Here is an 18,145-nt window from a genome sequence, read left to right on the forward strand (position 1 = left end):
CGCTAGGCGCGGCTGGACTCGAGGGCCGGGGCGTCCGCTGCGCGGGCAGCGCTGAGGTACCCGCGGCGCCCGGCCCAGCGTTCGAACAGGAGGGTGGCGAACGGGAAGACCGCCGAGACACCTGCCAGTACGGCCACCAGGAACGGCCAGCGCTGCACCCGCCACAGCATGAGCGCGGCGACCCCGTAACCGATGAACAGGGCACCGTGGACAGGGCCTGCCACCTGGACGCCGAGCTCCGTGGTGCCGGCAATCCATTTGAAATACATGCCGGCGAGGAGCGCGGCCCAACTGCAGGCCTCGGCCACGGCGAGGATGCGGAAGGCGCGGATCACTGTTGTCCTGAGGGGCATGGTCATGTCCTGTCGTCGGGCGGTGCGCTGGCCGCACATGTGATGGGAGGGCTGGGCGCGGCGGTTCGGGCAGAAAGAAAAACGCCCCGGCTGCCGGCAGTGCCGGTACCGGGGCGTTCAATCAGCTAGCGTCCGCGGTTGGGACGGGCCTTGTAGGGGTCGATGCCCTTGGGAATGGGAAGCCTGCTGCCCATGGACGCGATGCGCTTGGATACCGTGCTGACTTCAAGTTTGGTCAGTTCGTTCTTCATCTTGCCCATCTGCTTGGCCACCTGGCTCAGCGGCACCTGGCCTTCGCCGCGGCCGGTCTGGATGGTGTGGACAGGAACGTTGGGCAGGATGCGCGCCAGGCGCTTGCGCTCGGCATCGAGCAGCGGCTTCACCCGGTGGGCGGGGCCCTCGCTGACAAGGACGACGCCGGGACGTCCTACGGCGCGGAACACGGCATCCTGCGTGCGCGGGTTGACGGCCACGGGCTGCTCTTCGGTGATCCAGCCGCGGCGGAGCGTGCCCAGGGCAGCGCCCGAAGCTCCGGGCTGGTTTTCGATCTGCGCGAACGCAGCACGCTCAGCGCGCCGGGACAGAATGAAGGTGGCCGCCAGCAGGCCGAGCGGAATGCCGATGATCAGGCCGGTAATCCAGTTATCCAGCCAGAAACCCACCAGGAAGCTCACGGCCACAACACCGAGGAACACCAGCAGCATGAGCCACGGAACCATGGGGTCGTGGCGGCGGGTCATGGTGAAGACCTCGCCGATCTGCTTGAGCCTGCTGGGCTTCTTGGCCTTAGCTTCCTTGGGCTTGCGCGTGAACAGGCCGCGCTTCACCGCGCTTGAGCCCGCCGGGGTGGAGTTGCTGGAGTCAGGGGATTTCGCCATAGTGCCTCAATTCTACGTGACTTAAACCAAAGGGCCGGACGCTGGAGTCTTCCGGCGTCCGGCCCTCTGCCACTTCACAAAGGAGAGGTCACGAGTGTGCAGCGAGGAGGGTGGCGGCTTCCTGGCGGGTGGTGCCGGAGTCCTGGATGCCTTCGGCGATGTGGGCGAGTTCGGCGGGGATGTCGCGGCCTTTTTTGCGCATGGCGGTGGCCCAGAGGCGGCCGGCGCGGTAGGAGGAGCGGACCAGGGGGCCGGACATGACGCCGAGGAAGCCGATTTCTTCGGCTTCGTGCTGGAGGTCCACGAATTCCTGGGGTTTGACCCAGCGGTCCACGGGCAGGTGCCGTTCGGAGGGGCGCAGGTACTGGGTGATGGTGATCAGGTCGCAGCCGGCCTGGTGGAGGTCGCGGAGGGCTTCGCTGATTTCTTCGCGGGTTTCGCCCATGCCCAGGATGAGGTTGGACTTGGTGACCATGCCCAGGTTCCGGCCCTGGGTGATGACGTCCAGGGAGCGTTCGTAGCGGAACGCGGGGCGGATCCTTTTGAAGATCCGGGGCACGGTTTCGACGTTGTGCGCGAAGACTTCGGGGGCGGAGTCGCAGATCGCCTTGATGTGGTCGGGGTTGCCGGAGAAGTCGGGGATGAGCAGTTCCACGCCGGTGCCGGGGTTCAGTTCGTGGATTTTGCGGACGGTTTCGGCGTAGAGCCAGACGCCTTCGTCTTCGAGGTCGTCGCGGGCCACGCCGGTGACGGTGGCGTAGCGCAGCTGCATGGACTGCACGGAGCGGGCCACCTTGGTGGGTTCGAACATGTCCACGGGGGAGGGTTTGCCGGTGTCGATCTGGCAGAAGTCGCAGCGGCGGGTGCATTCGGAGCCGCCGATCAGGAAGGTGGCTTCCTTGTCTTCCCAGCATTCGAAGATGTTGGGGCAGCCGGCCTCTTCGCAGACGGTGTGCAGGCCTTCTTTTTTGACCAGGTTCTTCAGCCCGACGAACTCCGGGCCCATCTGGACCTTGGCCTTGATCCACTCCGGCTTGCGCTCCACCGGGACCGCAGCGTTGCGCTGCTCGATCCGCAGCATCTTCCGGCCTTCAGGTGCCAATGTCACAGTAGAGCTCCTTCAGGGCTCGAAACCAATGCTTCTTCGTGCTTGCGGAATTCCTCCACGAACCGCTCCGCGATGTCCGCGGGATGGATCTCCCTGCCCGTTTCAAGGGACATGGTGGTGACTCCGGCGTCGGTGATGCCGCAGGCGATGATCTGGCCGTAGGGCGCCAGGTCATTGCTGCAGTTGATGGCGACGCCGTGCATGGTGACGCCGTTCAGGACGCGGATGCCGATAGCCGCGATCTTGCGGTCGGGGCCCTTGGAATCGGCCTTGATCCATACGCCGGCGCGGCCTTTGATGCGTTCAGCCTTGATGCCGTAGTCCGCCATGACGGTGATCATGATTTCTTCCAGCCGCTCCACGTAGTCCCTGATCCCGGAGCGGTTCTTCAGCTTCAGGATGGGGTAGGCAACCAGCTGGCCGGGGCCGTGCCAGGTCAGTTTGCCGCCGCGGTCCACTGCGACGACCGGCGTACCGTCAAAGGGCCGCTCGTGGTCCTCGGTAAGCTTGCCGGCCGTATATACAGCGGCGTGCTCCAAAAGAAGGACTGTGCTGGGCGCACTTCCGGCGACAACTTTGTCATGGAGTTCGCGCTGGGCATCCCAGCCTTCCATGTAATCAACGAAGTCGGGGGCAAGACCCAGCTGTGAAAACTCAAGAGTCATGGCATCCAGCTTAGACCCCGCAGCCGCACCGGCCCGGTTTAGTGTCCAAGCTCACCGGCCCTGCCCTTTGTGACTGCAACCCCGGGGGCTGTGGATAACTTCTGCAGGCCGGACGGAACTCGGCTAGACATGGACCATGGACGATGTACAGGCACCCGACGTACCCGGCTACGACGTCGGCAGGCTGCTGGGCCGCGGCGGCAGCGCGGACGTGTGGCTGGCCAGGGAACAACGGACGGGACAGGAATACGCCCTCAAGTGCTTCCGGGCCGCCGGGAGGGGGACGCGCAGCAGCCCGGGCATTACCGAGGAGGAGGTGCGGCGGGAGATCCGCATCCTGTCAGTCCTGGACCACGAGCACCTGATCCGGGCCCACGACGCGGTGCAGGGGACGGAGCCGGGAAATGGTACGGCCCTGACCATGGATTATGCTGCCGGCGGTTCCCTGGCCCAGTTGGTGTCCGCCCGCGGCAGGCTCAGCGTGGGGGAGACGGTCACGGTATTGACGCCGATCGCCCAGGCCTTGGCGTACCTGCACGGCAAAGGCTTCACGCATTCCGACGTCTCGCCCGGAAACGTGCTCTTCACCGGGCAGGGAAAACCGATGCTGTCAGATCTCGGCGTCGCCCGGATGCTCGGGGACCCGGGCGGCGCCGGCACCGCGGGAACGGGCGGATTCCTTGATCCCGCCCCGGTGGACGCGGTCCGTGCCGGCCTGCAGCCCGAACGCGATGTGTACTCGGTGGCTGCCCTTGGGTGGTACTGCCTCACAGGTGAAGCGCCGGGACGCACGGCCGACCGTCCGCCGTTGTCCCTGTTGGTTCCCGGGGTTCCCAAAGACCTCGCGGCTGCCCTGGAAGCAGGCCTGAACGATGAGCGGCGCCTGCGCCCGGACGCGCTGGCGCTGGCCACGGCCGTCTACCGCAGCGCCGAACCGCAGCCCGTGGATCTTTCCGACGCGGTCCACCCCACTGTCCTGCCTGAGCTGTTGACGCGGCGGCACGTTCCCGTCGGGTCAAAGCGCAGCGCACTGCGAACGAAAGCCCAGGGCCTGCGACGCCGGGCGGCCACATCCCGCTGGTCCGCACGGCCGGGAGCGGCAACAGCGACAACCACGCCGGCCAAGGGAAAGCACGTGGACGGGCCCGTTGGTGGGCAGGCGCGGCGGGTGCTGCTGCGCTCCGTCATGCCGCTGATTGCCGCGGTGGCGGCAGTGGCGTGGTGGCTGTCGGCGACCGCAGGGGATGGCACGTGGCTTAAAGGTGCCGCACAGGGGCTGCCACCAACATCTGCGCCGTCAGCAAGTGCAAGTACGGGTGCGGATGCCGATTCAGGCGGCGGTAATGGGCTTCCCTTGCCCGTGGACGCCGCACGGCGGCGGGCCGGAGCAGCTGATCCGGTGGAAGCCGTTCAGGGGCTGGCGGCGCTTCGCGACTATGCCTTCAGCAGCGGGGGCGTGGAACTGCTGGCCGAGGTGAATGCCCCCGGGTCGACCGCCGCCGCGGCTGACCAGCGCGTCGCCGGCCAGTTTGCCGGATCCGGCCAGCGCCTCACCGGGTTCACCACCACGCTTTCCGAGATCGCCGCCGAAGATGGGGGCACCGAAGCCCATGCCGTGGTGCGGGCTGTATCCGCTACCTCCGGGTACCGGATGGTGGACGCCGGAGACACAGTAGTCGCCACGGGGGCACCCACCAGGCCGCAGCTGCTTCGGCTGGTGCTGGTCTCCGTGGAGGGCCGGTGGCTGGTAGCCGACATCCTTCCGGGCCCGTGAATCGGCACTCCGCTCCGGAGTCCCCGGCAGGGCTAGCCGGCGCTGGTCTTTCCAGCCACCCAGCGGGCAGCATCTGCCAGGTGCCCGTGCTGCCACGTGAACCCTGCGGCGGTCAGGACCGCCGGCTCCATCCGCTGGCTGTACAGCAACAGTTCTTCGCCCAGGCCGGGCATCACGGTGCGCAGCACGGGGGCAGGTACCCGCAGGATGGCGGGGCGGTGCAGCGCGTGGGCCAGCGCTGCCACGATGGTATTGACGTCCGCCTGTTCAGGGGCGGCGAGGTTGACCGGGCCGGAGACCGGGGAGCCCAGGAGGAACAGGAAAGCGGCCGAGACATCGGGCAGTGTCACCCAGGGCCAGAACTGCCGGCCGTTTCCGAACGGTCCGCCCACGCCCAGGCGCAGCAGCGGAAGCAGCTTACCCAATGCGCCGCCTGAGCGGCTGAACACCACCCCGGTCCGGGGCGTTACCACCCGCACTCCCGGCGGCGCCATAAGGGCGGCCTGCTCCCACTCAATGCAGATTTGCGGGAGTGTCCCCTCACCTGCCGCCGCATCTTCCCGCAGCACCGTATTGCCCGCATCGCCGTAATAGCCCGAACCGGACTGGCTGATGAAGGTGGCCGGTGGCATATCAGCCCGTGCCATTGCCTGCACCAGGGTCCTGGTTGGTCCCAGGCGGGAACTGAAGAGTTCCTCCACCCGCCTGCGCGTCCATGGCCTATCGCCGATTCCCGCTCCGGAGAGGTTGACGACGGCGTCAGCGCCCGAGAGTGCGCCCGGATCCAGGACGCCGGCCGCAGGGTCCCAGCGGACTTCGGCGGCGCTGGCAGGGGGCCGGCGGACCAGCGTCACCACCGAATGGCCGGCATTGCGGAATGCCGCGGACATGGAAGTGCCGATGAGCCCCGAGGCGCCGGCCATGACGATGTGCATGGTCCATCTCACCACGGCGGCGCGGGTTGTGTATCTCCCGCGGGGCGGGTGGGGGTTGACTATGATCGAACGATGACCTCTTCCAGCTACTTCCGTTTCCCGCATTTGCACGGCGATCTGGTCACTTTCGTGGCCGAGGATGACGTGTGGATTGCGCCCCTGGACGGCGGCCGCGCCTGGCGTGTTTCCTCGCTCCAGCTTCCTGCCCGCAACCCGCGATTCACCCCGGACGGCAAGCGCCTGGTGTGGACCGTAGTCCAGGGAACGGCGCCGGAGGTAGTGTCCGCACAGGTGGACGGCGGCGGGTACCGGCAGCTCACCTACTTTGGCCACAGCACCACCAAGGTCAAGGGGTTCACCACCGGTGGTTCCGTGGTGGTGACCAGCGCCTTCCGCCAGGCTGAGAGCCGGCACACCCACGCCTACAGCGTTCCGCTTGAGGGCGGCTGGGCCCAGGAGCTCCCGTACGGGCCGGTGGAGTCCGTTGCCTTCGGTCCCGAGGTAGGCGACGAACGCCCTGTAGTGCTGGCCAGCGTGCTCTCCCGTGAGCCGGCGTGGTGGAAGCGCTACCGCGGCGGAACGGCCGGAAAGTTGTGGATCGACCGCGACGGCAACGGCGAGTTCGAACGCCTGCTGCCGGACCTCGACGGCAACCTCACTGATCCGCTGTGGGTGGAGGGCCGGATCGCCTTCCTGTCAGACCACGAGGGCTACGGCAACCTGTATTCGGTGCTTCCCAGCGGCAAGGACCTGCGCCGGCACACCGACCACCAGGACTTCTACGTCCGGCATGCAGCCACGGACGGCAAGCGGGTGATCTTCGAATCCGCAGGCGAACTCTGGGTCCTCCACGGCCTTGCCGCAGACGCGGTCAAGCTCGACATCACCCTCGGCTCCGCCTCACAGACCCGCCGCCCCGCATTGCTCGACGCCGTCAAGCACCTGGGCGCGGTGGCACCGGACACTGCGGGTGCCGCCAGTGCGGTGGAGTCCCACGGCACCATCCACTGGCTGCGGCACAAGGACGGTCCGTCCCGCATCATCGAGGCCACCCCGGGCGTCCGGGGGCGGCTGCCCAGGCCGCTGGGGGACGGCCGCATCGCCTACATCGCCGACCACGACGGTGTGGAAGCACTGCAGATCAAGGACATCGCCACACCCGTCCCGCACACTGCCGGGAAGGTGGACGCGCCGAACAACACCCCGACTGCTGCGGCCAACGCTTCCGCGGAGGCGGCAGCCACCGGCGGGGAGGACGCGGAAGCGGTCAGCCTTCCCCAGCCTGTTCCGGCGTCCGGCGCCAAGGCGCCGGCGGCCGCCACGGTCCACGTTCCCTCCGATGACGAGCAGCAGGCGGACGTGGCGCCACAGGCCGCAGCACCCGTGGCTGACGCCCAGGCAACCACGGCGGGGCCAGGCATCACCGTCCCGACGCCGTCCCGGGCCAGTTCCCTGGAGGCAAGCCCCAACGGCCACTGGGTTGCCCTCGGGACCTCCTTTGGTGACGTGTTCGTCGTGGACACCCGCAGCGGAGACCTCACACAGGTCGCCAGCATCGGGGAAGGCAGTATCTCGGAACTGGCCTGGTCCGCCGATTCCCGCTGGCTGGCATGGTCGGAGCCTGTCACCTCTTTCGGTTCGCGCAGCCGGCTGCGCCTGGCCACCGTGGACCGGCTCGACGCCGAACCCGTAGATGTCACCGACGGCCGCTTCCGCGACGCCTCCCCGGCCTTCACGCCGGACGGCAAATTCCTTGCCTTCCTGTCCAACCGCAGCTTCGACCCCGTGTACGACGGGCATTCGTTCGACCTTTCCTTCCCCAGCCCCATCAAGCCGTACCTGGTGGCACTGACGGCTGAGACGCCGTCGCCCTTTGGCCCTTCGGTTGATCCCGCGGGCGGGGAACCGGACGCCGGCGCGGACGCAAAATCCACGGACGCAGACGAGGCCGGGGACAATGCCGTGCCTGCCGTCACGGTGGACGCGGAGGGCCTGGCCCACCGCGTGATCGGCGTTCCCGTGCCGCAGGGCAACTACAGCTCGCTGAAGGCCGTTGACGGGGCACTCCTCTGGCTCGACTCCGTCCTGGCGGGCGTCACCGGCGACGGAAAGGCCAGCCAGGAGGACAAGGACGCCCGTCCCAGCCTGGTCCGGTACGACATCGCCCGGCGCAAGCAGGCAACCCTGGTGGACTCCGTGGACAGCTACCGCCTCTCCGGTGACCGCAGCAAAGTGGTGATCGTTGCCGACAAGCAGGTGACCGTGGTTCCGTCGGACGCCAAGGCGGATGAGGAATCCGGCAAGGTGGTCAAGGTGGACCTGGGCCGGATCCGTGTCCTGATGGATCCGCTGAGCGTCTGGGGACAGGCTTTCGACGAGGCCTGGCGCCTGCAGCGCGACTTCTTCTGGACCGAGGACATGGCCGGCCAGGACTGGGAGTTCATCCACACCCGGTATCGGCCCCTGGTGGAACGGCTGGGGTCCCATGACGACCTGGTGGACCTGCTGTGGGAACTGCACGGCGAACTGGGAACCTCCCACGCCTACGTGCGCCCTGCCGCCGTCACCGAACGCGGCAGCCGCGGACAAGGCAGGCTCGGCGCCGACCTCACGCACACCGCCCGCGGCTGGGAGATCACCCGCATCCTGGCGGGCGAGTCCTCAGACCCGCTGGCCACCTCCCCACTCACCAGGCCGGGCGTCGGCGCCAAGGCGGGGGACATCCTGCTGGCCGTCGACGGCGTCCCGCTGTCCGAAAACATCACACCCGCCATGCAGCTGGTCGGGGCTGCCGGCCGCGCCGTGGAGCTTACCCTTCTCAACGGGCCCGGGCATGGCGGTGCTGAAGGCACCCAGCGCCGGGTCGCCGTCGTGCCTGTCAAGGATGAGGAGCGCCTGCGGTACCAGGAATGGGTGGCGGGCAACCGGCGGACCGTCCGGGAGGCGTCGAACGGAACCTTCGGCTACCTGCACATTCCGGACATGATGGCCAACGGCTGGGCCCAGCTGCACCGGGACCTGGACACGGAAACCGCGTTCGATGGCCTGATCGTCGACGTGCGCCGCAACCGTGGGGGACACACCTCGCAGCTTGTCGCTGAACTCATCGGCCGCAAGGTGACGGGATGGAGCATGCCGCGCGGGGAGAAGCCACGCACCTACCCGCACCACGCGCCGAGGGGGCCCGTGATCATCCTTGCGGACGAATTTGCCGGGTCCGACGGCGACATCATCACCCAGGTCTCGAAACTGCGCGGCATCGGCCCCGTGATCGGAACGCGCACCTGGGGCGGTGTTGTTGGAATCGACAACCGCTTCACGCTGGCGGACGGCACTGGCGTCACCCAGCCCCGCTACGCCAACTGGTTCAGCGGCGGCGTGGGCTGGAGCGTGGAAAACTACGGCGTTGATCCGGACATCGAGGTGACCTACCCGCCGCACGCGTACGCTGCCGGACGGGATCCCCAGCTGGAGTACGGCATCGGTGCGCTGAAGGAAATGATCCAGGAACTGCCCACTGACCGGCCTCCGGCCCGCTCGGGCTACCGGAAACTGTTGCCTGCTCCGCTGCCGGCGCGCCGGCAGGACGGCTGACCTCACCGGCAGCAACAAAGGCCCTGCCCTTCCGGAATCCCGGAAGGGCAGGGCCTTTGGTGTTGTGCGGGGCCGTGCGGCCTAGGCCTGCAGCGTGGCGTCGAGGGTGATTTCGATGCCGGCCAGGGCCTGGGACACCGGGCAGCCCTTCTTGGCGGCCTCGGCAATGCGCTGGAAGTCTTCTTCCGAGATGCCGGGGATACGGGCGTTGAGGGTCAGGTGGCTGCCGGTGATGCCGGTTCCGGGCTGGAAGCCAACTTCCGACTTGGTGTTGACCTCTTCCGGCGTGAAGCCCGCCTGGCTGAGTTCGTGGCTGAAGGCCATGGAGAAGCAAGCCGAGTGGGCGGCTGCGATCAGCTCTTCCGGGCTGGTCTTTCCGCCGGCAGCCTCCGTGCGGGCCTTCCAGGTGACATCGAAGGTTCCCAGGCCCGAGCTGTCCAGGGTGGTGTTCCCCGAGCCCTCGGTCAGGCTTCCGGTCCATACGGTGTGGGCGTTGCGTGTTGTAGCCATGTCTCTCCTCAACGTCGATTCGGTCCGGGTCCGGCAGCATGGCCGGGCCCACCGTTTCCCATCCTAGGGATCCGGCACCTGCCATGCACGGATAATCCGCTCTCAGAGGATTATGACCGGCGGTCCGGACGGGGCCGTTACTGCCAGATCGTGGCGATGGCGATGTTGACCAGGGCCAGGCCGCCGACGCCGTGCGCGAGTCCGGTGGAGACCGGCTCACCCTTCTTGACCTTGCGGGATCCGATCACAGCCAGGACGGCAACCACAATGGCGATAACGAACTTGATGCCCAGCTTGGCGTAGTTGGGGTCCTTGTCCGGCAGGAACGGAAGGATGCCCATCATGGCGATGCCGGTGAGCAGCTGCAGGAAAGCGCCATCACGCTGGCGCGGGTGCACGGTGGGGGTCCGCATCGTGGCGATCCAGTAGCCCACGATCATGGCCGCGCCCACCACATGGAGGAAAACCAGGATGTTAAAGAGGATAGTCATGGCTCCAGCTTAGCCAGTCAGTTCTACAGCCCGTAGCAAAGCCACGCTGTCCACCCGTGCCGGGTGCCTGTTAAACAACGACGGCGGCGCGCGCCGCCGGTGGTTATCCCACCGTTGGCACCCGCCGCCGTCGTTCGTGGCTGGCTGTTACAGCCCCAGGTCCGCTTCGAAGGCGCCTTCTTCGAGGCGTGCCTTCAGGGTCTGGAGGAACCGGCCCGCGTCGGCGCCGTCCACCAGGCGGTGGTCGTACGTCAGGGACAGGTACATCATGGAGCGGATGGCGATCGAGTCGTCACCGTTTTCGTCGGCAACCACAACGGGGCGCTTGACGATCGCGCCGGTGCCCAGGATGCCAACCTGCGGCTGGTTGATGATCGGGGTGTCGAACAGTGCGCCCACCGAACCGATGTTGGTGATGCTGAACGTGCCGCCGGACAGTTCGTCCGGACCGATCTTGCCGTCGCGGGTGCGCGAAGCAACATCGGCAATCTTCCCGGCCAGTCCGGCGAGGTTCAGGTTGCCGGCGTCGGAGATGACCGGGACCAGCAGGCCCTTATCGGTGTCGACGGCGATCGCCAGGTGCTCGGCGTTGTGGTAGGTGATTTCCTGCTTGTCCTCGTCGTATGCAGCGTTGAGCTTGGGGTGCTGCTTGAGGGCCTCGGCCACTGCCTTGGCGATGAACGGCAGGAAGGTCAGCTTGGTGCCGTTCTGTGCCTGGAACGAGTTCTTGGCACGGGCGCGCAGCTTGGCGACCTTGGTCATGTCCACTTCGTGCACCTGCGTGAGCTGCGTGGAGACCTCGAGGGACTCGCGCATGCGGCGGGCGATGACCTGGCGGATGCGGGGAGCCTTCTGGGTGGTTCCACGCAGCGACGAGGCTGCCGCACCCGACGCGGCCGGGGCGGAAGCGGCAGGGGCTGCTGCCGGAGCCGCTGCCGGGGCAGCCTTGGCTTCGGCGGCGGCAATGACATCCTGCTTGCGGATGCGGCCGCCAACGCCGGTGCCTGACAGTGAGGAGATGTCCACGCCGTGCTGGTTTGCCAGCTTGCGGACCAGGGGAGTGACGTAGCCGGATTCAGAACCTGCAGCCGGCGCGGCTTCCTGGGCTGCCGGGGCAGCCTGCGGGGCGGGCGCCGGAGCTGCGGCGGGGGCCGGTGCCGCCGCCGGAGCGGGGGCTTCCTGCTTGGGGGCCTCCTGCTTGGGAGCTTCCTGCTGGGGAGCGGCGGGCGCAGCCTGCGGAGCCGCGGCAGCGGGGGCGCCGGAGCCGATAACGGCAAGTACGGAACCAACCTCGGCGGTCTCGTCCTCGTTGACCCGGATTTCCTGCAGTGTGCCGGCAACGGGGGAGGGGATCTCGGTGTCAACCTTGTCGGTGGAAACCTCGAGCAGGGGCTCGTCGACCTCGACGGAGTCGCCTACGGCCTTGAGCCAGCGGGTGACGGTGCCTTCGGTGACGCTCTCACCCAGTGCGGGGAGGGTTACTTCGTGGCTTTCGCCGCCGGCAGCCGGAGCTTCCTGGGCGGGCGCTTCCTGGGCAGGTGCTTCCTGTGCGGGCGCTGCTTCAGCGGGGGCTTCCTGTGCGGGAGCCTCCTGTGCCGGAGCGGCCGCGGGAGCTTCTTCGGCCGGGGCGGAACCGCCGCCGGAGCCGTCACCGATGCGCACCAGCGGTGCGCCTACCTCGGCGGTCTCATCTTCAGCGACCAGGATTTCTTCAATCACGCCAGCTACAGGAGAGGGGATTTCAGTGTCTACTTTGTCGGTGGAGACTTCGAGCAGCGGCTCGTCCACCTCTACCCGGTCACCTACCTGCTTAAGCCAGCGGGTGACGGTTCCTTCGGTGACACTCTCACCGAGGGCGGGCAAGTTAACGGATTCAGACATGTCGTCCCCGTTCTCCTTATTGATCTTTAGTGCGAATGATTGCTGCCTTGTTGGAAGCCTAGTGCACCCGGTCTGCGCGACCGGGTGCACCAGGCCTGGTAATGCTGGTGGGAACTAGCCGTGCAGCGGCTTGCCGGCCAGCGCCAGGTGCGCTTCGCCGAGGGCTTCGTTCTGGGTGGGGTGGGCGTGCAGCAACTGCGCCACATCCTCGGGGTATGCTTCCCAGTTCACGATCAGCTGGGCCTCGCCCACCTGCTCGCCCATGCGGGCGCCGATCATGTGGACGCCCACCACGGGGCCGTCCTTCTGGCGGACCAGCTTGACCAGGCCGGAGGTGCCCAGGATGGAGCTCTTGCCGTTGCCGGCCAGGTTGTATTCCTGGGTCTGGACCTGGTCGTCGCCGAACTTTTCCTTGGCAGCCTTCTCGGTGTAGCCAACGGTGGCGATTTCGGGCTCGGAGTAGGTGACCTTGGGGATGTTGATGTCCTCGACCACAACAGGCTTCAGGCCGGCGATTTCCTCGGCCACGAAGATGCCCTGCTGGTAGCCGCGGTGGGCCAGCTGCACGCCGGGGACGATGTCGCCGACGGCGTAGATGTTGCCGACGCCGGTGTGGAGGCGCTCGTTGGTGATGACGAAGCCGCGGTCGATGGTGACGCCGGCTTCCTCGTAGCCCAGGTTGGCCGTGACGGGGCCGCGGCCGACGGCGACGAGCAGCAGGTCTGCTTCGAACGTCTTGCCGTCCACCAGGGTGACCTTGACGCCGTCGTCGTTCTGCTCCACGCCCTGGAAGAAGACGCCGGTGGAGAACTTGATGCCGCGCTTCTTGAAGGCACGCTCGAAGTTCTTGATGATGGTGGCGTCCTCGTTGGGAACGAGGGAGGGCAGGCCTTCAACGATGGTGACGTCCACGCCGAACGACTTCCAGACCGAGGCGAATTCGACGCCGATGACGCCGCCGCCCAGGATGATGGCGCTCTTGGGGATGTAGTCCATGGTCAGCGCCTGGTCGGAGGTGATGACCTTGCCGCCGATTCCGAGGCCCGGAAGGGTGCGCGAGTAGGAGCCGGTGGCCAGGACGATGTTCTTGCCCTTGTAGGCGGTGCCGTTCACCACGACGGTGTCGGTGCCCTGGAGCTTGCCTTCACCCTCGATGACGGTGATGCCCTTGGACTTGATGAGACCCTGCAGGCCCTTGTACTTGCCGGCGATGATGCCGTCCTTGTACGCGTTGACGGCGTTGATGTCGATGCCGTCGAGGGTGACGTTCACGCCGTACTTGGCGGAATCACGGGCGTGGTCGGCCAGCTCTGCGGAGTGCAGCAGGGCCTTGGTGGGGATGCAGCCGTTGTGGAGGCAGGTGCCGCCCAGCTTGCCCTTCTCCACGAGGCCGACGGTGAGGCCGAGCTGTACCGCACGCAGCGCTGCAGCGTATCCGCCGCTGCCGCCACCGAGTACCAGGATGTCGAATTCTTGCGCAGTTGCCTGATCGGCCACTAAAACGCTCCCTCGCGTGAACGATGACGCGATCAGCGCGCATCATCTGGTCTTGGAACTTGCACTGCCGTGATTATGTCAGCAGGGCAACTCTCTTGCATTTGTGACTACCGTGGTTCACCTTAGCGAACCACCTATCCATGCTCCACCTTGGCGCTGCGTTTGTGGAGCGCTTGTGTCCAGTGTCACGCGGCTCTGTGGCACAGGAATCACCTGGCCGCAGAGCCGCGTGGCACCGGGGCTGCAGCCGTTCTCAGGCGGCGGCCAGGATGTCCTCCACGTAGGCCACCAGGGTACGGACGGTGCATCCGGTGCCCTGCTTGTGCGTGTAGCCGTACGGGCTGCCGTTGTTAAAGGACGGTCCTGCAATGTCGATGTGCGCCCAGGGGATCTGTTCGCCTGCCTTGTCCTTACCCACGAATTCGCGCAGGAACACGGCTGCGGTCATCATGCCGCCATGCCGTTCGCCGATGTTGGCCAGGTCTGCCACCTGGGAATCGAGGGTGGGGCGCAGTTCCTCCGGCAGGGGCATGGGCCACACCAGTTCACCGGCACGGTCAGCCGCTGCCTTGAGCGCCCCCGTGACGCTGTCCGAGCCCATGACTCCCGCGGTGCGGTTCCCCAGCGCGATCAGCTGCGCGCCGGTGAGGGTGGCGACGTCGATGATCGCGTCAGGGTATTCGCGGCTGGCAGCGACGATGCCGTCCGCCATGACCAGCCGGCCTTCCGCATCGGTGTTGAGCACCTCCACCGTCTTGCCGCCGAACATGGTCAGTACGTCCGCGGGGCGTGAGGCGCCGCCGCCGGGCATGTTCTCGGCGATGCACAGCCAGGCGGTCGCCTTGACCGGCAGGCCCAGGCCGGCGAGGACCAGGACAGTGTTAAGGACGACGGCGGCGCCCGCCATGTCGCTCTTCATGTCACCCATGTTCAGGGCAGGCTTGAGCGAGATTCCGCCGGTGTCGAACGTGATGCCCTTGCCGACGAGGGCGATCTTGGCGGTGGCCTTGGCGGGGGCGTACTCGACCTTGACCAGGCGGGGCTGGCGCGTGGAGCCCTTGCCCACGCCCATGATTCCGCCGAAGCCTTCCTTCTCAAGGCGCTTCTCATCCCAGACCGTCACCTTGACGGGCAGGCCCTTGGCCAGTTCCTTGGCGGCCTCCGCGAAAGATTCCGGGTAGAGGTGGCTGGGCGGCGTGTTGACGAGGGAGCGGGTGTGGTTCACGGCCTTGGCAACGTGCCCGGCACGCTTGAGGGCCGCGTCCAGGTCCGCGCTGGCCGCCAGTTCGGTGAAAATCACGGCGTTGCGGACAGGATCCTTCAGCCCGTCAGTCGAGGAACGGAACTCGGTGAAGGAATAGGCGCCCAGTGCGGCACCTTCCGCGACCGCCGCGACGTCCTGCACCCCGGCGGTGGGGAATGCCAGGGTAACCGTGGCCAGGCCGGCCAGCTGCCGGACGGCGGACCCCGCTGCCCGGCGGAGCGACTCGCCCGTGAGCGTTCCGGCGGCGGGAACCTTGCCGACGCCGGCGAGGACCAGGATGCCTGCCCCGGTTTCGGGCAGGCCCGGCAGGCGGACCAGCTGGTCGGCAGCACCGGTCACCCCAAGTGCCTTGAGCGAGTCCGCGAGTGCCTCCGCGGACTTCGCCGTCAACGGGTTGTCCAGAAGGACCGGGCCATCGGCTCCCTGCCCCACCCCGATGACCACTGCGTCGCTGGGGCTCTTCTTAAGGTCCCGCGAGACGGTACTAAGGTTGACTTCAGTATTCTTGACCACAGGGATGAGTCCTCAATTCTCGAAATGTTCGGGCAGGGATGCATGTTGGGCGCTCTGCCATGGTGGCCCGGATCCGGCCGTTCCGGACGGTCCCGGGGTGGATGCAAGCCCGCCTGGCAGGCCAGTTCCGATCGTAGCCCTTACGCGGTGCCGCCGGAGAATTTCCTGAGAGGTGCGCCACACCTGCCGGCGGAATGCCCGGTGCGCCTGCCGCGTTATGAATGATGTCCACCCGCACCCCTGAAAGGAACATGCCGTGCTTGAACGGATTTCCGGCTCCCTGCTGGACCCCGACGCGCTCTATGCCAGCAACATTGAGCTGTTCCACAGCCCTGAACTCCAGGGGCTGAACATGGTCATGGGTTTCACCGGGTTTGCCGACGCCGGCCACGTGGTGAAGCAGATCAACGCCGAACTGCTGGACTCCCTCGACGCGCAGCCCGTTGCGGTCTTCGACGCGGACCAGCTGATCGACTACCGGTCCCGGCGGCCGCACCTGAGCTTTGTCGAAGACCACATCCAGGACTACCAGGAGCCCCGGCTGGCCCTCTACCGGCTGGTGGATGGCCTGGGGAAGCCCTTCCTCCTCCTGGCCGGCTTCGAACCCGACCTGCAGTGGGAACGGTTCGCCCGCGCCGTCGTGAACATCGTGGAGAAGCTCGACGTCAACCTGGTCACGTGGATCCACTCCATTCCCATGCCCGTGCCGCACACCCGCCCGGTAGGCGTGACCGTGCACGGAAACCGGCCCGAGCTGATCGAAGGCATCTCCGTCTGGAAGCCCACCGTTGAAGTTCCTGCCGCTGTGGGCCACATCCTGGAACTCCGCCTTGTTGAGGCGGGACGCAATGTTGCCGGATACGTCATCCATGTCCCGCACTACCTGGCCGAAGCCGAGTACCCCACCGCCGCCGTCGCCGGTTTGGAATACCTGGGCGCTGCGACGTCCCTCATGCTGCCCACTGACCGGCTCCGCGAATCGGGCCGCGAGGTCAGCCGCCAGATCGCCGAACAGATCGAGGCGTCCGAGGAAGTCCAGCAGGTGGTTTCCCGCCTCGAAACCCGGTACGACGAGAAGGCGGACGGCATGGTGCGCAGGTCGCTGCTGGCCAACGAGAACGACGAGCTTCCCGACGCCGACGACCTCGGTGCCGCCGTGGAGGCCTACCTGGCCAGGGAGAACCCCGGGCAGTAGCGCGGCGTCACAGCATCCGGGGTGCGCGCACGCGCCGGGCATAATGAAGTGGTGACTGCACCCCGCGCCTGGCTTATCTGGACCATTGGAATTTTCGGGTACCTGGTGGCCGTGGCGCAGCGGACCTCATTCGGCGTGGTGGGACTCGAGGCCACGGAGCGGTTCCACGCCAGCGCGTCCGCCATCTCCTTCTTTACCGTCCTGCAGCTGCTGGTCTACGCCGGTCTCCAGATCCCCGTGGGCCTGCTGGTGGACAGATTCGGATCGCGGGCCATGATCGCCGGCGGCGCGGTCCTGATGGGACTCGGGCAGCTGCAGTTGGCCTTTGCCGACAGCATTCCGGGGGGCGTCCTGGGCCGCGTCCTGGTGGGAGCCGGAGATGCCATGACCTTCATCTCCGTGATCCGGCTCATTCCGCTGTGGTTCGCTCCCGCCCGCGTTCCCCTGGTCACCCAGCTGACCGGCATGTCCGGCCAGTTGGGGCAGCTGTTCAGTGTCCTGCCCTTCGCGCTGGTCCTGCATCTCTCCGGCTGGACCCCTGCGTTCCTGATGCTGGCGGGGATGTCCGCCCTCGCCGTCGTACTGGTCGTCCTGCTGCTGCAGGACGCTCCGCCGGGCACCGAAAGGCCTCACGCGCGGCAGGGCCTCCGGGCCACCGGAGCGTCGCTGGCCCGTGCGTGGCGCCAGCCCGGCACCCGCCTGGGCATGTGGAGCCACTTCACCATCCAGTTTTCCGGCACCGTGTTTGCCATGACCTGGGGCTATCCGTTCCTGATCTCCGGCCAGGGCCTGGACGCCGGAACCGTCGCCGCCCTCATGGCGCTCTACGTCGCTGCCGCCATGGCGGTGGGCCCCTTCATTGGGCGCTTCGTTTCGCGGCACCCGCTGCGGCGTTCCACTATGGTCCTGCTGATCGCCGGCGGCACCGCCGCAGCCTGGGCCGCCGTGCTGCTGTTGCCCGGCCGCGCTCCGCTGTGGCTGCTGGCCGGCCTGGTGGTGGTGCTGGCAATCGGCGGCCCGGGATCGATGATCGGCTTCGACTTCGCCCGGACCTTCAACCCGGCGCACCGGATCGGCACCGCCACCGGGATCGTCAACGTCGGCGGCTTCATCGCGGCACTGGTGTCCATATTCCTGATCGGCCTGGTGCTCGACGTCCTCTACGCCTCCGGCTTCTCGCAGGGGGTGCTGTACGGACTGGATCCCTTCCGGTTGGCATTGAGCGTCCAGTTCCTGCTCCTGGCTTTTGGTGCCGCCGCCATCCTGGCCTGCCGGCGGAAGGTACGGCGGCAGATGGCCGACCAGGGGATCGTGGTGCCGCCACTGCGCAGCGCCCTGGCCCGGCAGCGCCGGGAAAGCCTGGCGCGCCGCCGCCAGACAACGCCTACGGACGACTGACTGCTCCTGCACAGGCCGGGTTTTGACCGCCCGGGGGCAGACTTGTCCACTTACGCGGGGAATCGCCTTACGGAAGGCCGGAGTCCGGG

At 67.2% G+C, this 18,145-nt stretch carries 14 protein-coding genes; 4 read left to right on the forward strand and 10 right to left on the reverse strand.

Going from position 1 to position 18,145, the window contains the following annotated elements:
- Nucleotides 1-2: 2 nt before the first annotated feature.
- The 4 genes from LDO22_RS00555 to lipB form a co-directional block, all read right to left on the reverse strand.
- Complete coding sequence (locus LDO22_RS00555) at nucleotides 3-353, reverse strand: DUF3817 domain-containing protein (protein WP_224025688.1); 351 nt, start codon at nucleotides 351-353, stop codon at nucleotides 3-5.
- Between the two features lie 125 nt (nucleotides 354-478).
- A complete protein-coding gene (locus tag LDO22_RS00560; RefSeq protein ID WP_159632207.1) occupies nucleotides 479-1,231 on the reverse strand; it encodes a DUF4191 domain-containing protein in 753 nt (250 codons plus the stop codon).
- Nucleotides 1,232-1,319: 88 nt separating this feature from the next.
- The gene (gene lipA / locus LDO22_RS00565) at nucleotides 1,320-2,339 is read right to left on the reverse strand and encodes a lipoyl synthase (RefSeq protein WP_224025689.1); all 1,020 of its coding nucleotides are present in this window, start codon (nucleotides 2,337-2,339) and stop codon (nucleotides 1,320-1,322) included.
- On the reverse strand, nucleotides 2,336-3,013 hold the full coding sequence (gene lipB / locus LDO22_RS00570; RefSeq protein WP_263422201.1) for a lipoyl(octanoyl) transferase LipB: 678 nt from the start codon (nucleotides 3,011-3,013) through the stop codon (nucleotides 2,336-2,338). The genes lipA and lipB overlap by 4 nt, the downstream gene beginning before the upstream one ends.
- A 127-nt stretch (nucleotides 3,014-3,140) precedes the next feature.
- On the opposite strand from lipB, the gene LDO22_RS00575 reads away from it, so the two are divergent.
- Nucleotides 3,141-4,778: a serine/threonine-protein kinase gene (locus LDO22_RS00575; RefSeq protein ID WP_224025690.1), complete on the forward strand. Its 1,638-nt coding sequence runs from the start codon at nucleotides 3,141-3,143 to the stop codon at nucleotides 4,776-4,778.
- Nucleotides 4,779-4,810: 32 nt separating this feature from the next.
- Here the strand turns inward: LDO22_RS00575 and LDO22_RS00580 are convergent, their stop codons facing one another.
- Nucleotides 4,811-5,713, reverse strand: a complete 903-nt coding sequence (locus LDO22_RS00580; protein WP_224025691.1) for a TIGR01777 family oxidoreductase — start codon at nucleotides 5,711-5,713, stop codon at nucleotides 4,811-4,813.
- Between the two features lie 72 nt (nucleotides 5,714-5,785).
- Here LDO22_RS00580 and LDO22_RS00585 point away from each other — a divergent pair, with 72 nt between their 5' ends.
- Complete coding sequence (locus tag LDO22_RS00585) at nucleotides 5,786-9,307, forward strand: S41 family peptidase (RefSeq protein WP_224025692.1); 3,522 nt, start codon at nucleotides 5,786-5,788, stop codon at nucleotides 9,305-9,307.
- Nucleotides 9,308-9,388: 81 nt separating this feature from the next.
- On the opposite strand, the gene LDO22_RS00590 is transcribed toward LDO22_RS00585, so the two are convergent.
- The 5 genes from LDO22_RS00590 to LDO22_RS00610 all read right to left on the reverse strand — a co-directional run bounded on the left by LDO22_RS00590 (nucleotide 9,389) and on the right by LDO22_RS00610 (nucleotide 15,463).
- The gene (locus LDO22_RS00590) at nucleotides 9,389-9,817 is read right to left on the reverse strand and encodes an OsmC family protein (RefSeq protein WP_018761077.1); all 429 of its coding nucleotides are present in this window, start codon (nucleotides 9,815-9,817) and stop codon (nucleotides 9,389-9,391) included.
- Between the two features lie 137 nt (nucleotides 9,818-9,954).
- Complete coding sequence (locus LDO22_RS00595; protein WP_224025693.1) at nucleotides 9,955-10,308, reverse strand: hypothetical protein; 354 nt, start codon at nucleotides 10,306-10,308, stop codon at nucleotides 9,955-9,957.
- A 147-nt stretch (nucleotides 10,309-10,455) separates the two neighbouring features.
- A complete protein-coding gene (gene sucB / locus LDO22_RS00600) occupies nucleotides 10,456-12,189 on the reverse strand; it encodes a 2-oxoglutarate dehydrogenase, E2 component, dihydrolipoamide succinyltransferase (protein ID WP_224025694.1) in 1,734 nt (577 codons plus the stop codon).
- A gap of 114 nt (nucleotides 12,190-12,303) precedes the next feature.
- The gene (gene lpdA / locus LDO22_RS00605; protein WP_224025695.1) at nucleotides 12,304-13,686 is read right to left on the reverse strand and encodes a dihydrolipoyl dehydrogenase; all 1,383 of its coding nucleotides are present in this window, start codon (nucleotides 13,684-13,686) and stop codon (nucleotides 12,304-12,306) included.
- A gap of 253 nt (nucleotides 13,687-13,939) precedes the next feature.
- Nucleotides 13,940-15,463: a leucyl aminopeptidase gene (locus tag LDO22_RS00610; RefSeq protein ID WP_224025696.1), complete on the reverse strand. Its 1,524-nt coding sequence runs from the start codon at nucleotides 15,461-15,463 to the stop codon at nucleotides 13,940-13,942.
- A 256-nt stretch (nucleotides 15,464-15,719) separates the two neighbouring features.
- On the opposite strand from LDO22_RS00610, the gene LDO22_RS00615 reads away from it, so the two are divergent.
- Both LDO22_RS00615 and LDO22_RS00620 read left to right on the forward strand, forming a co-directional pair.
- A complete protein-coding gene (locus LDO22_RS00615; protein WP_224025697.1) occupies nucleotides 15,720-16,658 on the forward strand; it encodes a PAC2 family protein in 939 nt (312 codons plus the stop codon).
- Between the two features lie 51 nt (nucleotides 16,659-16,709).
- Nucleotides 16,710-18,056 (forward strand): MFS transporter, encoded by a 1,347-nt coding sequence (locus tag LDO22_RS00620; protein ID WP_159632195.1) that lies wholly within the window; start codon nucleotides 16,710-16,712, stop codon nucleotides 18,054-18,056.
- The last annotated feature ends 89 nt before the right edge of the window (nucleotides 18,057-18,145 follow it).

This window comes from Arthrobacter sp. NicSoilC5 (assembly GCF_019977395.1).
Lineage (GTDB): Bacteria > Actinomycetota > Actinomycetes > Actinomycetales > Micrococcaceae > Arthrobacter.

What these genes read in the sequence shown, in the direction of transcription:
- LDO22_RS00585 (WP_224025692.1), top strand. Translation starts at nt 5,786, where the DNA reads ATGACCTCTTCCAGCTACTTCCGTTTCCCGCATTTGCACGGCGATCTG.
- LDO22_RS00590 (WP_018761077.1), bottom strand. Translation starts at nt 9,817, where the DNA reads ATGGCTACAACACGCAACGCCCACACCGTATGGACCGGAAGCCTGACC.
- LDO22_RS00575 (WP_224025690.1), top strand. Translation starts at nt 3,141, where the DNA reads ATGGACGATGTACAGGCACCCGACGTACCCGGCTACGACGTCGGCAGG.
- LDO22_RS00560 (WP_159632207.1), bottom strand. Translation starts at nt 1,231, where the DNA reads ATGGCGAAATCCCCTGACTCCAGCAACTCCACCCCGGCGGGCTCAAGC.
- sucB (WP_224025694.1), bottom strand. Translation starts at nt 12,189, where the DNA reads ATGTCTGAATCCGTTAACTTGCCCGCCCTCGGTGAGAGTGTCACCGAA.
- LDO22_RS00580 (WP_224025691.1), bottom strand. Translation starts at nt 5,713, where the DNA reads ATGCACATCGTCATGGCCGGCGCCTCGGGGCTCATCGGCACTTCCATG.
- LDO22_RS00555 (WP_224025688.1), bottom strand. Translation starts at nt 353, where the DNA reads ATGCCCCTCAGGACAACAGTGATCCGCGCCTTCCGCATCCTCGCCGTG.
- LDO22_RS00595 (WP_224025693.1), bottom strand. Translation starts at nt 10,308, where the DNA reads ATGACTATCCTCTTTAACATCCTGGTTTTCCTCCATGTGGTGGGCGCG.